Consider the following 17,968-nt stretch of genomic DNA (forward strand, 5'->3'; position numbering starts at 1 on the left):
GCGACGCCTCTTCGGCGCCGTGACGGAGGGGTTCTGGACCTAGGGTCCAGTGCGACCGGGCCGGATGCGATCAGCCGCCCCCGGGGCCATCAATGATCACCCAGGTCGCCCCATCCATTGCAACCATGACGTCCTGCCGCACCCACTGACCAGCGGCGTCCCGCTGGCGATAGCGGCATCCGAACTCGGTCGGCTCCTCAGGAATGTCGTGGCAACGCAGCCGGTCGATCTCGGACGACGAAATCGCAAGCACGCCCGCCAGATCCGCGCGGCTTGGACCGATTGGTGAGGCGCACCCGCCGATTAGCAGCAGGATGGCCGACAGGATCTTGAGCAGCTTCGTCATAAGGTCAAGTTGCCAGGCTTTGGGCGGCTAACAACCTCGCACGCACTTGGGCCCCGCCAAAGCCCTCGCCATCCCAATCCCGCAAACAAAACCGCGCCTTTTCAAATCCCTGGCGCCCGAAAACATCCCTCAACCTAACACTCCTCAAACCGTGCCATACTCCCTGCCCGGTCTTTGAAAACTGACGCCACGCCTCCAACCGCCAAAGTCGCTCCCGTCGATTTCGGACAGATCGGACAGATCGGACACATCGGACACTGTTTTTCCCTGTCCGACGTATCGTCCCCTCAGACGGTCTCCACCGCCCGCCAGTGATCCATCCGCCGCAGGAAGACCGCCGGGTCCTTGGGCGTCACCAGTTTGGACGGGTCGTGGAAGATGCGGTCGTGCAGGCGGGTGACGGTGAACCTCAGGGCCGCCGCCTCGCCCAGTCGGGGCAGGGCCGCGCGTTCGGCCTCGTTCAGCGGCCGCACCGCCTCATAGCCGCGCTGGAAGGCCGCCAAAGCGTGCGGCATGGGCCGCCCCTCGGCGTCGAAGCCCCAGGCCGACAGGGCGATGGCCAGGTCATAGACCAGCGGTCCGGTGCAGCCGAAATAGAAGTCGATCACGGCCGAAACGGTCCCGTTCTCGAACAGGATGTTGTCGGGGAAATAGTCGGCATGGATCGCCCCGGTCGCCAGATCGTCCGCAAACGGATTATCCAGCCGCGCCAGCGCCGCCTCGACCTGATCCAGCAGGCTGCGGTCCTCGCCCGAGGCGCCCGCCGCGCACCGGTCCGCCAGCCGCCGCCACATGGCCGGCCCGACCGGATTCTCGCGCCGCCCGGCGAAGCTCTGGGCCGTCTGGTGCAGCCGCGCCAGCACCGCCCCCGCCGCCGCCTGATCCGCTTCCGACGGGTGGCGCAGCCAGGCGCCGGTCTTCCATTCGATCACCGCCGCCGCCCGGCCGTTCAGCCGCCCCAGCCATCCGCCCGACCGGTCCTCGATCGGCGTCGGGCAGGGAAAGCCCCGCCCCGCCAGATGGGCCGTCAGCCCCAGGCAGAAGGGCAAAGACGCCTCGTCCGTCCGCGCCTCGAACAAGGTCAGGACGAACCGCCTGCGGCTCGCCCCGTCCTGGATCTCCAGCCGGTAGTTGGTGTTCTCCACCCCCTCGGCGATGGCGGTCAGTTCGACCACCTCGCCCAGGTCGTAGCCGGCCAGGAACGCCCTGGCCTCGTCCAGCGAAACGGGGGTGAAGACGGCCATGGCCTAGTTCAGGCCCGCGTCGGCGCGGCGGGCGCGCACGATCTCGGCCAGGTCGGCCATGATGCTCTCGGTCGTGGCCCAGCGGCCGGCGCCCCGGCCCCGGCAGCGCCACACCCGACCGTCGGCGCCGTAAACCTTCAGCGCATTGCCCTCGCCGCGCAGGCTGGAGAACAAGGGGTCGCCGTGCTCGGCCGTCAGCTTGACCGACGGGGTGATGACCCCGTCCTTCAGATGGGCGGCGCCGATCTGGCGCACCCCGCCCTCGGCCGACGTCGCCTCCGTCAGGCAGTCGCGCGGAACCTCGCCGTCGGGCGAGCGGCCGAAGGCCTCGTGGCACAGCAGCCGAACCTTGGCGGCGGCGTCCAGCCCCTCCAGGTCCGCCGACGGATCCTCTTCCGCAAAGCCCGCCGCCCGGGCGTCGGCCAGGGCCTCGGCGAAGGCCGCCCCGTCGCCCAGCCGCTCCAGCATGAAGTTGACCGTGCCGTTCAGCACCGCCTCGAACCCGACCACCTCGCCGGCGGCGCGGGCCGCCCGCACCGTCTCGATCATCGGCGAGCCCCCGCCGACCGAGGCCGACCAGAAGATCCGTCGCCCCTTGGCCTTGGCCAGATCCTGAAGCCCGCCGGGATCGCGGCTGACCGCCTGCTTGTTGGCGCTGGCCACGTCGCAGCCGGCCTCCAGGGCGGCGCGGATCACCGCATGGCCCGCCTCGCCTTCCGACAGGGCCTCCAGCACGATGTCCGGCTTCTTGGCCCAGAGGACCGCCGGGTCGGCGGTGAACAGCGATTGCGGGCAGGCCACGTCGCGGACCTTCTTCGGGTTGCGCACCAGCACCCCCACCACGTCATAGCGCGGATCGTTCAGCAACCGCGCCAGGACCCCGCCGCCCACCACGCCGCAGCCGGCGACCGCCACCTTCAGCGGCGGCAGGGCCGGCGCCGGTCCGGGGGGCGCCGACCGCTTGCCGATCACCGTGCCGTCGGCCCGGTCCAGGGCCGCGACCTCGATCTCCACGCCCCGGCTCTCGCCCAGGTCGATCGCGTCGTGCTGAACCAGGGCGCCGCCCAGCTTGCGCGCCACGTCCCAGGACGCCCGGCGATAGCGCAGGGCCGGGGCCGTCCGGTCGTTCGGATCGTGGTCGTACAGGCCGTCGACGTCCTTCACCAGCCGCACCTTCTTCAGCCCCAGTTCCGCCGCCAGGAAGACCGCCGTCAGGTCCGATCCGCCCCGGCCCAACAGGGCGATCCGCCCGTCCGGCCGCACCGCGCCGAAGCCGGGGACCACCACCACCTCGTGCCGGTCCAGCGCCTGTTTCAGATGGTCGGGCCGCAGGCCGCAGGGGCGCGAATGCTCCGGCTCGCCTTCGGCGACGATGCCCAGTTCCCGCACCGACAGGGCGCAGGCGTCCAGGCCGATCCGGTCGCAGGCGATGGCCACCAGGGCCGCCGACTTCTCCTCGCCCAGGGCCACATAGCCGGGCAGCAGTTCGTTGGAATGGGCCAGGCCCAGGGCCCGCGCCTCGCCCAGCATCTGGTCGGTCGCCCCGCCGAAGGCCGAGACCACCGCCACCACCTTCCGTCCCGCCCGCACATGGCCGTAGACGGCCGAGGCCACCAGCGGCGCCTCCGCCGGGCTGCGCAGGATTGACGACCCGAACTTCAGCACCACCACCTCGGCGGCGGGCTGTTTACTCGGTTCGAGGTTCTCGGATTTCTCTACGACGGCGAGGGAGGCTGACATTGGGTTTCTCGGGCGATGTTCGGAAGGGGTGGGGTGAAATGAAAAACCCCGCCTGGCGGACCGGGCGGGGTTCGGGTTCTGCGGTTGCCGGTGTTCGGCGCGCTAAACTCGTCCCGCCCGTGAGGGCATGGTGGTGGTGGTACCGGTGGTGCCGCCAATAATCGAGCCGCCAATGGCCATGCCGAAGGCCGTCGCGGCGAGGCCGGCGACGGTCGAAACTTCGGCGATGAGCAGGTGCTGGCGCACAGGTCTGATCCGGTTGAAATCTGAGCCTAGGGTGATCGGACCACACCCTCGCTGTCAAGCCGCATTGGATGATTTTTTCGCGACGACGATTTTTAGGGCGGTTTCAGACCGGCTGAGGCCGCGCGAACTATCAACTTGGGTTGAATTTTTCGCTTGACCGGCTCCGCCTGTTTGATCAACGTAAGATCACTCATCAAGACCGGCTGAGGGATTAGGCCCTTTGACGCCGGGGCAACCATCGGGTTCCGCCCGAAACGGTGCCAACTCCTGCGGGGTCCTTCGGGGTCGCGAGAGATGAGTGGAGCATCGACGAGGCGACGCTCCACGATCTGTCACCGCATCGAGCCTTGCTGAGCGAGAACGATGCGGACGACGATAGATGACCCTGGCTGAAACATCCCTGCTCGAAGAACCCGACTGTCGGCCCCAGCCGACGGCCAAGCCTGCGCGCGAACGCGGCGGAGCCCGCGACGTGATCGTTCCCCTTCCCGCCGACTTCCGCCTCGCCTCGGGTGAAAGGCTCAAACAGCCCCACGTCATCGGCCGTCTGCACGGCCGCGCCGGGGCGCCCGTCGTCGTGGTGGCCGGCGGCATTTCGGCCGGCCGGTTCGTCCACCGCACCGAGACCAACGGCCTGGGCTGGTGGTCCGGCGCCGTCTCCGTGCGCGGCCCCATCGACCTGTCGCGGCTTCAGGTCCTGGCCGTCGACTTCGCGCCCGGCCAGGAGTTCCAGGATGCGCCCGTCACCATCACCACCCACGACCAGGCCCGCCTGCTGGCCCTGGTTCTGAACCATCTGCGGATCGAACGGGTCGCCGCCTTCGTCGGCTGTTCCTACGGGGGCATGGTCGCCCTGGCCTTCGCCGAACTCTATCCCGACTGGGCCGAACAGCTGATCGTCGTCTCGGCCGCCCACCGCGCCCATCCCCAGGCCACGGCCTGGCGCGGCATCCAGCGCCGTATTCTTCAGTTCGCCGTCGACGCCGGCCGACCGGAAGAAGGCGTCGCCCTGGCCCGCGAACTGGCCATGACCACCTATCGCACGGCGGAAGAGTTCAACGACCGGTTCGACACCACCGCCCCGGCCGCCGTCGGCGGCGCCTATCCCGTCTGCGACTATCTGACGGCGCGGGGCCAGGCCTACCGCACCCACACCACCCCGACCCGCTGGCTGTCGATGTCGGATTCGCTGGATCGCCACAGCGTGACGCCCGAGGCCATAACCCCCCCCGTCACCCTGATCGGCTTCACCTCCGACCGGCTGGTGCCGATCGACGACATGCGCGAACTGGCTGCGCGCCTGCCGACCCTGTGGCGCTTCGTCGAGGCGCCCTCCCTCTACGGCCACGACGCCTTTTTGAAGGAGGACGCCTTCGTCGGCGAAGTCCTCCGCGCCGCCTTCAAGGATATCCAAGCATGACGACCCGCCCCGCCAGCCCGCACACCATCGCCGCCCGCACGGGCGTGGATACGGACACGGCCCACGGCGCGGTCATGCCGCCGCTCTATCTGTCGTCCAACTATTCCTTCGCCGGTTTCGACCAGAAGCGGAAGTACGACTACAGCCGATCGGGCAATCCGACCCGCGACGTCCTGGCGGAGACCCTGGCCGAGCTGGAGGGCGGCGCCGGCTGCGTCATCACCGCCACCGGCATGGCGGCCGTCGATTTGCCCCTGGCCCTGCTGGAGCCCGGCGACCTGCTGATCGCCCCGCACGACTGTTACGGCGGCACCTGCCGCCTGCTGAACGCCCGCGCCCGCAAAGGCCATTTCGAGCTGCTGCTGGTCGATCAGGGCGATCCGGAAGCCCTCGAAGCCGCCCTGGCGCTGAAGCCCAAGCTGGTGCTGGTCGAGACCCCGTCAAACCCGCTGCTTCGTCTGGTCGATGTCGCCGACATCTGCACCCGCGCCCATGCGGCGGGCGCCAAGGTCGTCTGCGACAACACCTTCCTGTCGCCGGCCCTTCAGAACCCGATCAAGCTGGGCGCCGACTTCGTGGTCCATTCCACGACCAAGTTCATCAACGGCCATTCCGACGTGGTCGGCGGCGCGGTCGTGTCGGCCGACGCCGAGGATCACCAGACCCTGGCCTGGTGGGCCAACTGCACCGGCGTGACCGGCTCGCCCTTCGACGCCTATCTGACCCTGCGCGGCGTGCGCACCCTGTTCGCCCGGATCGAGCGGCAGCAGGCCACGGCCGGCGCGATCGCCCAAAGGCTGGCCGGCCACCCGGCGGTCAAGGCCGTCCACTATCCGGGCCTGAAGTCCCACCCGAACCACGCCCTGGTCACGGCCCAGCAAGCGGGGCCGGGCGCCATGCTCAGCTTCGAACTGGCGGGCGGGGCCGAGGCGGTGCGGACCCTGGTCGAAAGCCTGGACGTCTTCACCCTGGCCGAATCCCTGGGCGGGGTTGAAAGCCTGATCGCCCATCCCGCCACCATGACCCACGCCGCCATGACGCCGGAACAGCGCGCCACCGCCGGCATCGGCGACGGCTTGGTGCGGCTGTCGGTCGGGCTGGAACATGTCGAGGATCTGATCGCCGACCTGTTCCCGGCGCTGGACGCCCTCTCGCCGGCCGAAGCGGCCGAGGCGGCGTGATTTTTCGCTTGCAGAAGGGACCAATCCGGGGCAAATGCGCCGCCCCGGCCGCGGTCCCTTCGTCTATCGGTTAGGACGTCAGGTTTTCAACCTGAAAAGAGGGGTTCGACTCCCCTAGGGACTGCCACCGGCGCCGTTCATCGGCTGCATGACGAGGCGTATTGAGAAAGCGCTCCGCCTCCAGATTAAGATTTCAGTAAGTATTTTGTTCGGATCGAGACACCAACTCATTCGAATCACGGACTTTTTTCGGACGCACTCAGGAACTATCCACAGGTGTTGTGGTTAATTCCCCGTTAGCGCGGCGCAGAAGCGCCTGTCCTTCTGAACCGAGATTCTGATGTATATCGCCATCGCCCGTCCGGCGGTGGAGCCCCAAGGCCCCGACGCCGTCGCCGTCCCCGGCTCTCCCGCCATCGTCGAACTGTCGCCCCGCGCCCTGCATGCGCGCCTTCTCGAAAACGCCGCCCTCAGGCGGATGCGCGGCCTGGAGCGCCGCCGCGAGCATCGGCTGGAAGACGCCGACTACTGGCTGCATGCCGCGCCGATGGCCGTGCGGAAGGCCAGCGCCCTGCGCGAGGACAAGAGTTTCGCCCCCCTGCCCTGATCAGTTGGCGGGTCGCCTGGCCTGATCAGCGGAGCTCCGGCGTCCGACGTCTCAGCGAGGCCGCCAGCTTGTCCAGCTTTTGACGGGCGGACTTGGGGCGGACGCGTTTGCGGTGCTCGAAACCGCCACCCCACCGCTGATGCATCGCCGCGTCCAAATGGGGATGGCGGTCATGCTGGTGCACGACGGCGCTGGCCGTGCCGTCCGGGTTGACGACCCGGCCGCCTTGCACCGACAGAAGGTCGCCCGGCGTCAGGCCCAGGGTCGCCACACGGCCATAGTTGGGCTGGACCGTCGCCGCCGCCAGACCCTGATGGATCGCCATGTTGAAGGCCGCCTGATCCGCGCCGAAGGCCCCGCCGATTTCGGAACGCGGAATGGCGGCCAGCGACAGGATCAGCCGCGACAGGCGCGACACCTCGACCCGCGGCCCCACGAGGGTGCCCACGCACAGGCAGGAACGATCCGCCAGGGCCGTCGCGGTCGCCTCTCCGAACAGGGCGCGCAGATATTTCATGTTGAAGGCATGAGCGCCCAGGGGGGCGTCAGCCTCGATGAAGACTTCCAGCCCGTGCGGATGGGGCGCGAGCGGCGGGGCCTGGAAGACGACGTCACGCACGTCGCAGGCCAGGGCCGCGCCCGACCGATCGCCCAGCAGGCCGGCGAAGGCGACGAACCTCTGCATCACCGGATGGGGCGCCCAGCCGCGCCAGGTCGGCGCGTCCAAGGCGGTCACGTCATTCTGGGCCAGGAACTCGCGCAACTCGGCGTCCGTATCCACCACCAGGGCGACAGGACCGTCGAACACCGCCCGCAAGGACCGCACGAAGGGCGCGACATCGGCCGCATCATAGCCGGTGGCGTAGCCGACCACCACATCGCCGTCAGGCAAGGGGGTCATCCCGCGCTCCGCCTCCAGCGCCTGGGCCAGCCAGTCCAGATAGTCCGACCGGGCCGCTGCCTGGTTCATCGGCTCAGCGCGCGGCCATCAGATCGGCGAACCGGTCGAACAGATACAGGCTGTCCGTGGGTCCGGGCGAGGCTTCGGGGTGGTGCTGAACGCTGAAGATCGGCTTGTCCTTGACGGCGATGCCGCAGTTGGTGCCGTCGAACAGGCTGACGTGGGTTTCGGTGACGGCGTCGGGCAGGCTGTCGCGATCGACCGTGAAGCCGTGGTTCATCGAGACGATCTCGACCTTGCCGGTGGTCAGATCCTTGACCGGATGGTTGGCGCCGTGGTGGCCCTGATCCATCTTCACCGTCTTGGCGCCCAGGGCCAGGGCCAGCATCTGGTGGCCCAGGCAGATGCCCATCAGGGGCTTGCCGCTGGCGACCAGCTTCTGGATCTCCGGCACGGCGTATTCGCCGGTCGCGGCCGGATCGCCCGGGCCGTTCGACAGGACCACGCCGTCGGGATTGCGCGCCAGAACCTCTTCCGCCGTGGTCGTGGCCGGGACCACGGTGATCTTGGCGCCGGTCGAGGCCAGGGCGCGCAGGATGTTGCGCTTCACGCCATAGTCGATGACCACCACCTCCTTGCGGCCTTCGGTCTTGGGATGACCCTCAGGCCATTGCCACAGACCCTCGTTCCATTCGAAGGCCTGCAGCGTCGAGGCGGGCTTGGCCAGGTCCAGACCCACCAGCCCGGTCCAGGCCTTGGCCTGGTCGACCAAGGCTTCTAGGTCGAAGTTTCCGTCCGGATCATGGGCGATCACGGCGTGGGGCGCGCCCTTGTCTCGGATGATCTTGGTCAGGGCGCGGGTGTCCACCCCGGCCAGACCCACGACGCCGCGACGCTTCATCCAGGCGTCGAAGCCCGCATCCGAGCGATAGTTGGCCGGATCGGTCGGCACGTCGCGGAAGATCGCGCCCCGCGCCGAGGTGTCGGACCCGCCGCCCATCTGTTCGATGTCTTCGACATTGGTCCCCACATTGCCGACGTGCGGGAAGGTGAAGGCCAGGATCTGGCTCATGTAGGACGGGTCGGTCAGGATCTCCTGATAGCCCGTCATGGCGGTGTTGAAGACCACCTCGCCCAGGGCCGATCCGACCGCCCCGACTCCGATTCCCTGAAGGATCGTGCCGTCTGCAAGCGCGAGAACGCCTGTGGCGCCCGGAAGAATCTTGGTCGTCATGGGCGCGCTCCTAAACACGAATCCAGCCCGAAAGGAGGCCGAAGACAAACGGCGGGCTCGTTAAGCCCTGCCGTCCGCTCCGTCAACGTCCGCAGGATCAGGCCGGGCCGATCAGACGGAACTGAGCCGCCGAACCGCCCTGGGCGTGCGGGGCCAGCCACAGGTCGAACAAGCCGGGTTCGATCCGGTAGGCGCCGTCCTCGCCGATGAAGCCCAGCTGACGCGGGTTCAGGGTGAAACGCACCGTCTGGCTCTGACCGGGACGCAGGCTGACCCGTTTGAAATCCTTCAGCAGACGGCCCGGCTGGGTCAGGCTGGCGACCCGGTCGTGGATATAGAGCTGCACCAGTTCCTCGGCCGCGTGGGCGCCCCGGTTGGTCACGGTGACGGCGACGTCCAGCGTCCCGTTCCACGGCAGTTGATCGCTCGCCATCTCAACCGGCCCATAGACCACCTCGCCATAGGTCAGGCCGAAACCGAACGGATAGAGGGCCGTATTGGTCGTCTCGCGATAGCGGGCCTTGTATTCCTCGACCGGCAGGTCCGGGTTGGCCGGACGTCCCGTGTTCTTGTGGTCGTAGGAATAGGGCTGCTGGCCCGACTTGTGCGGGAAGCTGATCGGCAGGCGGGCCGAGGGGCCATGCTCGCCGAAGATCACGTCGGCGACGGCGTGGCCCATCTGCTCGCCCAGGAACCAGGTCACGACGACGGCTTGGGCGTTCTTGACATTGCCCTCCAGCGCCAGGGCCCGGCCGTTGCGCAGCAGGATGACCATGGGCTTGTTCAGAGCGGCCATGGCGTCCACCAGAGCCATCTGCGGCGCCGGCACGACGATCTCAGTGCGGGACTGTGCCTCGCCCGACATCTTCTGGCTTTCGCCGATGGCCAGCACGATGACATCAGCGTTGGCGGCCGCACGGACAGCCTCGTCGATGCCGCCGTCCAGCGCGCTCTCGACGCCGGAGCCGCGCGCGACGGTCAGGGCTTGCGGATCGCTCATGGCGGCGCGGAAGCCGGCCTCCAGCGAGACGCGACGCTCAGGCGCGCCCCAGATGGTCCACGGCCCCCAGACATTGTCCACGTCATCGGCGAAGGGGCCGATCAGGGCGATCTTCTGGCTCTTGTTCAGCGGCAGAAGGCCGTTGTCGTTCTTCAGCAGGACCACGGACTTGCGGCCCGCTTCGCGCGACAGGGCGATATGATCGCGCGAGCCGACCACGGCCTTCTCACGCGCCACGTCCGTGCCGCGATAGGGATCGTCGAACAGGCCCAGCGCCGCCTTGGTGTGCAGCAGACGGCGCACCGCCTCGTCCAGTCGGGCCATCGACACCTCGCCCGAGGCGACCAGGCTGGGCAGATGCTCCAGATAGAGGCCCGAGACCATCGACACGTCCACGCCGGCGTTGAAGGCCAGGCGGGCGGCGTCGCGGCCGTCCTCGGCGAAGCCGTGGGCGATCAGCTCCTGTTCGGAGGTGTAATCCGAGACGACGAAGCCCTCGAAACCCCATTCGCCGCGCAGAATGTCGGTCAGCAGTTTGCGGCTGCCCGAGGCCGGAACCCCGTTCAGATCGTTGAAGGCGCTCATGATCGACAGACAGCCCGCATCCACCGCCGCCTTGAACGGCGGCAGGAAGACGCCGCGCAGCGTCTGCTCGCTCATGTCGGTGGTGTTGTACTCGACCCCGCCGATGGCGGCCGAATAGGCGGCCATGTGTTTGGCGGTGGCCAGGACGGCGTCGCGGTCGTCCAGCCCCTTTTCACCCTGGAAGCCGCGCACCCGGGCGGCGGCCAGCAGATTGTTCAGCAGAACGTCCTCGCCGGCGCCCTCGACGTTTCGGCCCCAGCGTTGGTCGCGGGCCACGTCCACCATGGGGGCGTAGGTCTGGTGCACGGCCGAGGCCGCCGTCTCCACCGCCGCCGCCCGGGCGGTGCGATAGGCCAGTTGAGTGTCGAAAGCCGCCGCCTCGGCCAGGGGTACGGGGAAGATGGTGGACAGGCCGTGGATCACGTCCGCCGCGAACAGCAGCGGGATCTTCAGCCGGCTCTCTTCCATCGCGACCTGCTGGATGCGGCGGCCGGCCTCGGCGCCGATGCCGTTGAACAGGCTGCCGACCTTGCCCTCGCGGATCATGGCGGTGACGCGGGCGGGATCGCCCGTGCCGTCCAGCGGGTTCACCGCCGTCGGCATCCAGCGGAACGGATCGGCGAGCAGATTGAGCTGGCCCGCCTTCTCCTCGACCGTCATGGCCGAAATCAGATCCTCGATCCGCTGGCGGTGACGCTGAACGGCGCGGGCGGTTTCGGCGGAAGCAGGCATGGAATACACTCCGGCGCCCATCAGGGCGAGAAGCCCGAGGCCAGACAAGAAGTTTCGACGGGAAGCCGAAGGCTTTTCAGGTCGCGTCTTAATGGGGCGCTCCTTCGGGGCAGATGGATCGGCGAACTGGTGGCCTAACCTCTGGCGACCGCCCCCGTCCAGACCCGCGCCGCATGTAAATGATGTAACAGGCGCCCGAAGTCCTTCAACTCGAGAGCAGCCTAAAGGCCAAGCTCAGCCCAGGGCGATGTCCAGGAACATCATCCCCACCAGACCGACCATCAGCCCGATCATGGAGCCGTCGCCGGTCGATCGCTCACGCGTCTCGGGAATGATCTCTGCGGTGACGACGTAGATCATGGCTCCGGCCGCCAGACCCAGGCCCCAGGGCAGGGCGCCGGGCAAGGCGCCGACCACGCTCGCGCCGATCAGCCCGCCGACCGGCTCGACCAGACCCGAGGCCAGGGCGGCCGCAAAGGCGGCGATGCGGCCATACCCCAGCGAGGCCATGGCCGCCGACACGGCCAGGCCTTCGGGCATGTTCTGAATCCCGATGCCGAGCGTCGTCGCCAGCCCCTGGTGCAGGTCGCCGCCGCCGAAGCTGACGCCCACGGCCGCGCCTTCCGGAAAGTTGTGCAGGGTGATGGCGATGATGAACAGCCAGATGCGGCGCGCCAGATGTTGCGACTGGGCCGGTCCGATCGCCAGCATGTCCACCGGCGCGAACCGGTTCATCAGGCCGATGACCGTGGCCCCGATCAGCACCGCCGCCGCCATGGTTCCCGCCGCCCAGCCGCGCGACGCCCCGCCCGTTTGCAGCACCTCCACCCCCGGCATGATCAGCGAGAAGAAGGAGGCCGCCAGCATCACCCCGGCGGCGAAGCCTAGGAGCACGCTCTGGGTCTGCTGACCGGGCCTTTTGACCACCAGCATCGGCGCCGCGCCGACCGCCGTCATCAGACCGGCCGCCAGACTGCCCAGGGCGCCGGCGGCGATAGGGGACAGGGATTCCATCATCGCCCTGCTGTGAAGGCACAGACGACAAGAGACAAGCGGCGATCGGCCGTTTAGAGAAACCTTCATGTCCCAGGCCGCCTCCCCCGCGCCGCGCCCGGACGCCGCCTCCGCCCTGGGGGCCGCCCGCCGGGTCGTGGTCAAGATCGGATCGTCTCTGTTGATCGACGCCGAGACGCGGCGGCCGACGCGCGACTGGCTGGCCGCCATGGCCGAGGATCTGGCGCGGCTGAAGGCTGAGGGCCGCGAGGTGATCGTCGTCTCGTCCGGTTCGATCGCACTGGGGCGCGGCCGCCTGCCGAACCTGGGCGCGCGGCTGGAGGACAAGCAGGCGGCGGCCTCGGTGGGCCAGTCCCTGCTGATGGCCGCCTGGTCCGAGGCCCTGGCGCCCCATGGTCTGGTCGCCGGGCAGGTCCTCTTGACCCGCGACGACACCGAGCGGCGCCGGCGCTGGCTGAACGGCCGCGCCACGGTCGAGGCCCTGCTGGCCCACGGGGTCGTGCCCATCGTCAATGAGAACGACACCGTCGCCACCGAAGAGATCCGCTATGGCGACAACGATCGGCTGGCGGCGCGCACGGCCCAACTGGCGCGGGCCGATCTGCTGATTTTGCTGTCCGACGTCGACGGCCTCTACACCGCCGATCCACGGCGAGACCCAAACGCCGTCCACCTGCCCTTGATCGAGAGCCTCGGCCCCGACGTCCTGGCCATGGGCGGCGGCGCCAACGCCCAGGCCGGGGTCGGCACGGGCGGCATGGCGACCAAGCTGGCGGCGGCACAGATCGCCCGCTCGGCCGGCTGCGCCACCGTCATCGCCTCGGGCCAGACCCTGTCGCCTCTGAGCGCGGTTCGCACCGGGGCGCGCGCCACCCTGATCACGGCGCCCGACACCCCGATGGCCGCCTATAAGCAGTGGATCGCCGGCAGCCTGTCGCCCGCCGGAACCCTGACGCTGGACCCCGGCGCCGTGGCCGCGCTGAAGGCCGGCAAAAGCCTGCTGCCCGCCGGGGTCACGGCCGTCTCGGGCGACTTCGAAAAGGGCGACTGCGTGCGCCTGATCGACGCCGAAAACCGGCCTGTCGGGGTGGGCTTAGCCGCCTACGCCGCCGAAGAGGCCGCCCGCATCCGGGGCCGCCGCAGCGATGAGATCGAGTCCGTTCTGGGCTATCGCGGCGCCTCGGTCCTGATCCACCGCGACGACCTGGTGCTGGACGACCGATGACCGAGACTCTGACGCTGAACGAACAGATGCTGGAGCGGGGCCGATGCGCCCGCGCCGCTGCGGCGGGTCTGCGCGACGCCCCGGCCGGCGCCCGCACCCGCGCGCTGGACAGCCTGGCCCGACGATTGACCGCCGCCGAGGCGGACATTCTGGCCGCCAACGCCCGAGACGTGGCCGCAGCCCGTGCGAACGGCATGGCCGAGGCCCAAATCGACCGATTGCTGCTGACCCCCGCCCGCCTCGCCGGCATGGCCCAGGCGGTCAAGACCATCGCCGCCGTGCCCGATCCCCTGGGCGTCGAGACCGAGCGCTGGACCCCCGCCAACGGTCTGGACATCGCGCGGGTCCGCACCCCGATCGGGGTGCTGGGCGTGATCTATGAGAGCCGGCCCAACGTCACCGCCGACGCCGCCGCCCTGTGCATCCGCTCGGGCAACGCCGCCATCCTGCGCTGTGGATCGGATTGCCTCCAGTCCTCCCTCGCCATCGCCGGCCTGATCGCGGAATCCCTGGCGGAGGCCGGCCTGCCGGCGGATGCGGTGCAACTGGTCGATACGCCCGACCGCGAAGCCGTCGGCCTGATGCTGGGCGGGCTGGACGGGGCGATCGACGTCATCATTCCGCGCGGCGGCAAGAGCCTGGTCGCCCGCGTCCAGGCGGAGGCCAAGACCGCCGTGCTCAGCCATCTGGAGGGGCTGAACCACACCTATCTGCACGAAGCCGCAGACCTGGACATGGCGCGGGCCGTCGTGCTGAACGCCAAGATGCGGCGCGTCTCCATTTGCGGCGCAACCGAGACCCTGCTGGTCGATCGCGCGGCGGCCGAGCGCCTGCTGCCGCCGGTGGCGACGGACCTGATCGCGGCAGGCTGCGAACTGCGCGGCGACGCCGAGGCGCGGACCCTGGTCCCGGAAATGGCGCCCGCCGAAGAGGCGGACTGGACCACAGAGTATCTCGCGCCGATCCTTTCGGTGCGGGTGGTGGAGGACCTGGACGCGGCGACGGCGCACATCGCCCGCTACGGCTCAGGCCACACCGAGGCGATCGTCACTACCGACGCCGAGGCGGCCGAACGGTTCGCCGCCCGTGTGGACAGCGCCATCGTCCTGATCAACGCCTCGACCCAGTTCGCGGACGGCGGCGAGTTCGGCTTCGGCGGCGAGATCGGCATCTCCACCGCCCGCCTGCACGCCCGTGGTCCGGTGGGGGCGGAACAGCTGACCACCTACAAATACGTCGTGCGCGGACGGGGCCAGACCCGACCCTGAGCGCAGACGGGTTGCGAACAGTAAGGAAATTCCTTACCGTCTCGCCATGATCAAAAGCCGCCTCACATCCAAGGCCCAGACCACCATCCCGCAGGCCGTCCGCACGGCGTTGAATCTGCAGGACGGCGACGAGATCCAGTATGATCTGGACGGCGACCGAGCCATTCTGCGCAAGGCGTGGCGCGCGCCTGCGGACGATCCGTTCAGCGCCTTCGACGAATGGGACACCGAGGCGGACCGCAAGGCCTATGCCGGACTTTGAGCGCGGAGACGTCGTCCGCGTCCCTTTCCCCTACACCGATCGGAACACACGCCAGCACCGCCCTGCTCTGGTCGTGTCCAACGGTCCGCTTGGCGAGTCGGACCGGCTCTTATGGGTAGTGATGATCACCAGCGCCGAGAACCGCAGATGGGCGGAGGATGTGCCGCTGGACGAGGACTATGCCGCTGCCGGTCTGCCGGCGCCGTCGTTAATTCGTCCGGTCAAGATCGCCACCATAGATGCAGCCGTGGCTAAGAAGCTGGGGCGGATCGATCCGGACCGGCTGGCGCGAGCGATGCAGTCGGTGCGCGCCAAGCTCTGAACGCCGACGCGATGAACCTCTCCCCTCCCCGATCCGGAAGGGAGAGGGTCGTCCTGTCTCAGGTCGGCAGAGCATAGGCGATCACATAGTCGCCGCGGGGCGTCTCCATGAAGTGATGGCCGCCCGCCATGATGACGAGATACTGGCGGCCGTTCTGCTCATAGATCATCGGATTGGCCTGGCCGCCGGCCGGCAGGACGTCGGACCAGACGGTCTCGCCGGTTTCGATGTCGATGGCGCGGATCAGGTCGTCGGTCGCCGCGGCGATGAAGATCAGGCCGCCGGCCGTCACCACCGAACCGCCGTTGTTCGGCGTGCCGATCTCCAGCGGCAGGTGCGAGGGGATGCCCCACGGCCCGTTCTTGCGCGCCGTCCCGAACGGACGGTCCCACAGGGTCTTGCCCGAGCGCATGTCGATGGCGGTGATGCCGCCGTAGGGAGGCTCCTTGCACAGCAGGCCCGTCCACTTCACGCGCCAGCCGGCGTTGACGTCGATGGCGTAGGGCACCCCGATCTGCGGATCGCCCGCCCCTTCCCCCTTGGACAGGCTGCCGCCGCGCGCGCTCGCCTCCTGCTGCTGGGCGATGTAGCGAGGGTCGTCACGCGGGAACCAGCCCCGCTCATTGGCCTCTTCGCGCGGCACCAGCCGGTTGTAGTTGGGCATGTCGTTGTAGTTGGCGATGATCACGCCGCGCACAGGATCGACCGCCACGCCGCCCCAGTCGGAGCCGCCGTTATAGCCGGGATAGTTGATGTAGTGGTTGGTCGATGGCGGGGTGTAATAGCCCTGATAGTCGGCCTTCCTGAAGTTGATGCGGCAGAACATCTGGTCGATGGGCGACATGCCCCACATGTCCCGCTCCTCCAGATTGGGCTTGCGCAGGGTGGCGAACAGCGAAAAGGGCTGGGTGGGCGACCGCTGGCCCTGTTCGGTTCCGCCCGTGGTCGGGACCGGACGTTCCTCGACCCCATGCAGCAACTGGCCGGTGGCGCGGTTGAACACATACATGTCGCCCTGTTTGGTGGGCAGCAGCAGGGCCGGAACCACGCCGCCCCCCGTCGGGAAGTCGATTAAGGTCGCCTGAGAGCCCAGGTCGAAGTCCCAGACGTCCTTATGCACCGTCTGGAAATGCCAGCGGGGCTTGCCGGTCGTCACGTCCAGCGCGACCAGGGCGGTGGAGTATTCATTCTCGGCCGGTCGCCGCGAGCTGGACCAGTAGTCGGCGGACGAATTACCCATGGGCAGATAGACTAGGCCCAGCGCCTCGTCCCCCGTGGCCGTGGTCCACATATTGGGCGTGCCCGGCGTATAGGTCTCTCCTTCCGGCGGCAGGCCGTTGCGGTCGGGGCGCATCATGTCCCAGGCGAAACGCAGTTCACCCGTCTCCACATCGAAGCCCTGGATCACGCCCGAGGCGTTCCAGCGCTTCTGGCCGTCCAGCACCTGATGCCCCGTGACGATCACCCCGCGCACGATCACAGGGGCGGAAGTTATCGAGACCATGCCCGGATAGGGCTCGCCCATGCCGCGCTTGATATCGACGGCGCCGTTCTGGCCGAAGGCCGGACAGGGGCGTCCGGTGCGCGCATCGACAGCGATGATGCGGCCGTCCAGAGTGCCCTCGACGATCTTGGTCGCGCACGGCTCGGCCGCGTCGGCGCCGGCCCGCGCGTGATAGGTCACGCCCCGGCAGGCGGCCGTATAGGGGATGTTCTCGTCGGCGACCTGAGGATCATAGGCCCACTTCTGTCGCCCCGTGGCGGCGTCCAGGGCGAACAGTTTGTTGCGGGCAGAGCAGAGATAGACGGTGTCGCCGATCTTCAGAGGCGTGGTCTCCGCGCCCCATCGTTCTTCCGGCAGATCGCCGGTGCGGAAGGTCCAGGCCCGTTCCAGTCGACCGACATTGTCCTTGTTGATCTGCGTCAGAGGCGAATAGCGCTGGGCGCTGTCCGTGCCGCCCCAGGCGGGCCAGTCGGCGCCGGTCTTCAGCAGGGCCGGGTCGTTGTAGGCGCCGCGCGCGCCCGGCGCCGGGCTGGCGATCTGAGCGCGGTTGGCCTGGGCCACGGCGAAGCCGAACACCACCGTAAGGACCGCCAGTCCCAGGGCGCCGCCGCCCGCCAGCCGTTTGCCGCCCCGCCCCATCAGCACGGGCAGGCTAGCCAGAACCAGGAACATCAGAACCAGCGGGCCGATCAGACGCGGGACCAGGGCCCATCCGTCCAGCCCCTTTTCCCAAAGCGCCCAGACCAGGGTGAACAGGAAGGCGCCGCCGTAGATCCAGGCGCCCCGCACGTCGCGCAAGACCAGCAGCACGCCCGAGGCGATCAGCAGCAGGCCGACGATCAGATAATACCAGGAGCCGCCCAGGGCCGCGAGCTGCGCCCCGCCGAAGGCGAGGATCGCTCCGATCAGGGCGATCAGGAGGCCGAGGAGCAGCGTCAGCCATCCTCCCAGCCCCGTCGGCGTGGTCCATCTCGGCATGGATCCCCCGTTTTCGATTGCGGTTGAGACGAGCTCAACGAACGGACGCCGCACAGGTTCCGAATTCGGCGCCTACAGACCCTAAAGCCGTTCCAAGTGGAGCGGCGAGCGCACATATTTATCGCCACAATGCGCGCATAACTGATCATTTGTTGCGAT

Annotated in this window: 16 protein-coding genes, 1 tRNA gene and 1 riboswitch; of the genes, 8 read left to right on the top strand and 9 right to left on the bottom strand. The window is 68.7% G+C overall.

Going from position 1 to position 17,968, the window contains the following annotated elements; translation table 11 throughout:
• Positions 1–70: 70 nt before the first annotated feature.
• The 4 genes from BSP_RS15635 to BSP_RS16260 form a co-directional block, all read right to left on the bottom strand.
• Complete coding sequence (locus BSP_RS15635; RefSeq protein ID WP_054766622.1) at positions 71–346, bottom strand: hypothetical protein; 276 nt, start codon at positions 344–346, stop codon at positions 71–73.
• Between the two features lie 287 nt (positions 347–633).
• Positions 634–1,590, bottom strand: a complete 957-nt coding sequence (thrB, locus tag BSP_RS15640) for a homoserine kinase (protein ID WP_152950944.1) — start codon at positions 1,588–1,590, stop codon at positions 634–636.
• 3 nt (positions 1,591–1,593) lie between these two features.
• The gene (locus tag BSP_RS15645; protein ID WP_152950945.1) at positions 1,594–3,330 is read right to left on the bottom strand and encodes a homoserine dehydrogenase; all 1,737 of its coding nucleotides are present in this window, start codon (positions 3,328–3,330) and stop codon (positions 1,594–1,596) included.
• A 102-nt stretch (positions 3,331–3,432) separates the two neighbouring features.
• Positions 3,433–3,576, bottom strand: coding sequence for a hypothetical protein (locus BSP_RS16260; protein WP_194166980.1), 144 nt, complete (start codon positions 3,574–3,576; stop codon positions 3,433–3,435).
• A gap of 187 nt (positions 3,577–3,763) precedes the next feature.
• A riboswitch (SAM riboswitch) is annotated at positions 3,764–3,877 on the top strand.
• Positions 3,878–3,955: 78 nt separating this feature from the next.
• On the opposite strand from BSP_RS16260, the gene BSP_RS15650 reads away from it, so the two are divergent.
• From BSP_RS15650 to BSP_RS15665, 4 genes are all read left to right on the top strand, one after another.
• Positions 3,956–4,996, top strand: coding sequence for a homoserine O-succinyltransferase (locus BSP_RS15650; protein ID WP_152950946.1), 1,041 nt, complete (start codon positions 3,956–3,958; stop codon positions 4,994–4,996).
• Positions 4,993–6,177: a cystathionine gamma-synthase gene (gene metB / locus BSP_RS15655; protein ID WP_152950947.1), complete on the top strand. Its 1,185-nt coding sequence runs from the start codon at positions 4,993–4,995 to the stop codon at positions 6,175–6,177. The genes BSP_RS15650 and metB overlap by 4 nt, the downstream gene beginning before the upstream one ends.
• A gap of 52 nt (positions 6,178–6,229) precedes the next feature.
• Positions 6,230–6,304: transfer RNA gene (locus BSP_RS15660), tRNA-Glu, on the top strand.
• Positions 6,305–6,517: 213 nt separating this feature from the next.
• Positions 6,518–6,784 (top strand): hypothetical protein, encoded by a 267-nt coding sequence (locus BSP_RS15665; RefSeq protein ID WP_152950948.1) that lies wholly within the window; start codon positions 6,518–6,520, stop codon positions 6,782–6,784.
• Positions 6,785–6,809: 25 nt separating this feature from the next.
• Here the strand turns inward: BSP_RS15665 and BSP_RS15670 are convergent, their stop codons facing one another.
• The 4 genes from BSP_RS15670 to BSP_RS15685 all read right to left on the bottom strand — a co-directional run bounded on the left by BSP_RS15670 (position 6,810) and on the right by BSP_RS15685 (position 12,253).
• Positions 6,810–7,754, bottom strand: a complete 945-nt coding sequence (locus tag BSP_RS15670; RefSeq protein ID WP_152950949.1) for a hypothetical protein — start codon at positions 7,752–7,754, stop codon at positions 6,810–6,812.
• Between the two features lie 4 nt (positions 7,755–7,758).
• Positions 7,759–8,919, bottom strand: coding sequence for a glutamine-hydrolyzing carbamoyl-phosphate synthase small subunit (gene carA, locus BSP_RS15675; RefSeq protein WP_152950950.1), 1,161 nt, complete (start codon positions 8,917–8,919; stop codon positions 7,759–7,761).
• Positions 8,920–9,016: 97 nt separating this feature from the next.
• A complete protein-coding gene (locus BSP_RS15680; RefSeq protein WP_152950951.1) occupies positions 9,017–11,236 on the bottom strand; it encodes a glycoside hydrolase family 3 N-terminal domain-containing protein in 2,220 nt (739 codons plus the stop codon).
• 234 nt (positions 11,237–11,470) lie between these two features.
• On the bottom strand, positions 11,471–12,253 hold the full coding sequence (locus tag BSP_RS15685; protein ID WP_152950952.1) for a ZIP family metal transporter: 783 nt from the start codon (positions 12,251–12,253) through the stop codon (positions 11,471–11,473).
• A gap of 64 nt (positions 12,254–12,317) precedes the next feature.
• On the opposite strand from BSP_RS15685, the gene proB reads away from it, so the two are divergent.
• The 4 genes from proB to BSP_RS15705 are packed head-to-tail and all read left to right on the top strand — an operon-like array spanning position 12,318 to position 15,327.
• Complete coding sequence (gene proB, locus BSP_RS15690; protein WP_152950953.1) at positions 12,318–13,475, top strand: glutamate 5-kinase; 1,158 nt, start codon at positions 12,318–12,320, stop codon at positions 13,473–13,475.
• A complete protein-coding gene (locus BSP_RS15695) occupies positions 13,472–14,743 on the top strand; it encodes a glutamate-5-semialdehyde dehydrogenase (protein WP_152950954.1) in 1,272 nt (423 codons plus the stop codon). Before proB ends, BSP_RS15695 begins: the two co-directional genes overlap by 4 nt.
• Before the next feature lie 46 nt (positions 14,744–14,789).
• The gene (locus BSP_RS15700) at positions 14,790–15,005 is read left to right on the top strand and encodes an AbrB/MazE/SpoVT family DNA-binding domain-containing protein (RefSeq protein WP_152950955.1); all 216 of its coding nucleotides are present in this window, start codon (positions 14,790–14,792) and stop codon (positions 15,003–15,005) included.
• Positions 14,992–15,327: a type II toxin-antitoxin system PemK/MazF family toxin gene (locus BSP_RS15705; RefSeq protein WP_152950956.1), complete on the top strand. Its 336-nt coding sequence runs from the start codon at positions 14,992–14,994 to the stop codon at positions 15,325–15,327. Before BSP_RS15700 ends, BSP_RS15705 begins: the two co-directional genes overlap by 14 nt.
• 58 nt (positions 15,328–15,385) lie before the next feature.
• Here BSP_RS15705 and BSP_RS15710 read toward each other — a convergent pair whose 3' ends face one another.
• Positions 15,386–17,809 carry a membrane-bound PQQ-dependent dehydrogenase, glucose/quinate/shikimate family gene (locus BSP_RS15710; RefSeq protein WP_152950957.1) on the bottom strand — a complete coding sequence of 808 codons (2,424 nt, stop codon included), beginning with the start codon at positions 17,807–17,809 and terminating at the stop codon, positions 15,386–15,388.
• Positions 17,810–17,968 lie beyond the last annotated feature (159 nt).

Origin of the sequence: Brevundimonas sp. Bb-A (assembly GCF_009394735.1) — a bacterium.
In the GTDB taxonomy this organism is placed as follows: Bacteria; Pseudomonadota; Alphaproteobacteria; order Caulobacterales; family Caulobacteraceae; genus Brevundimonas; species Brevundimonas aurantiaca.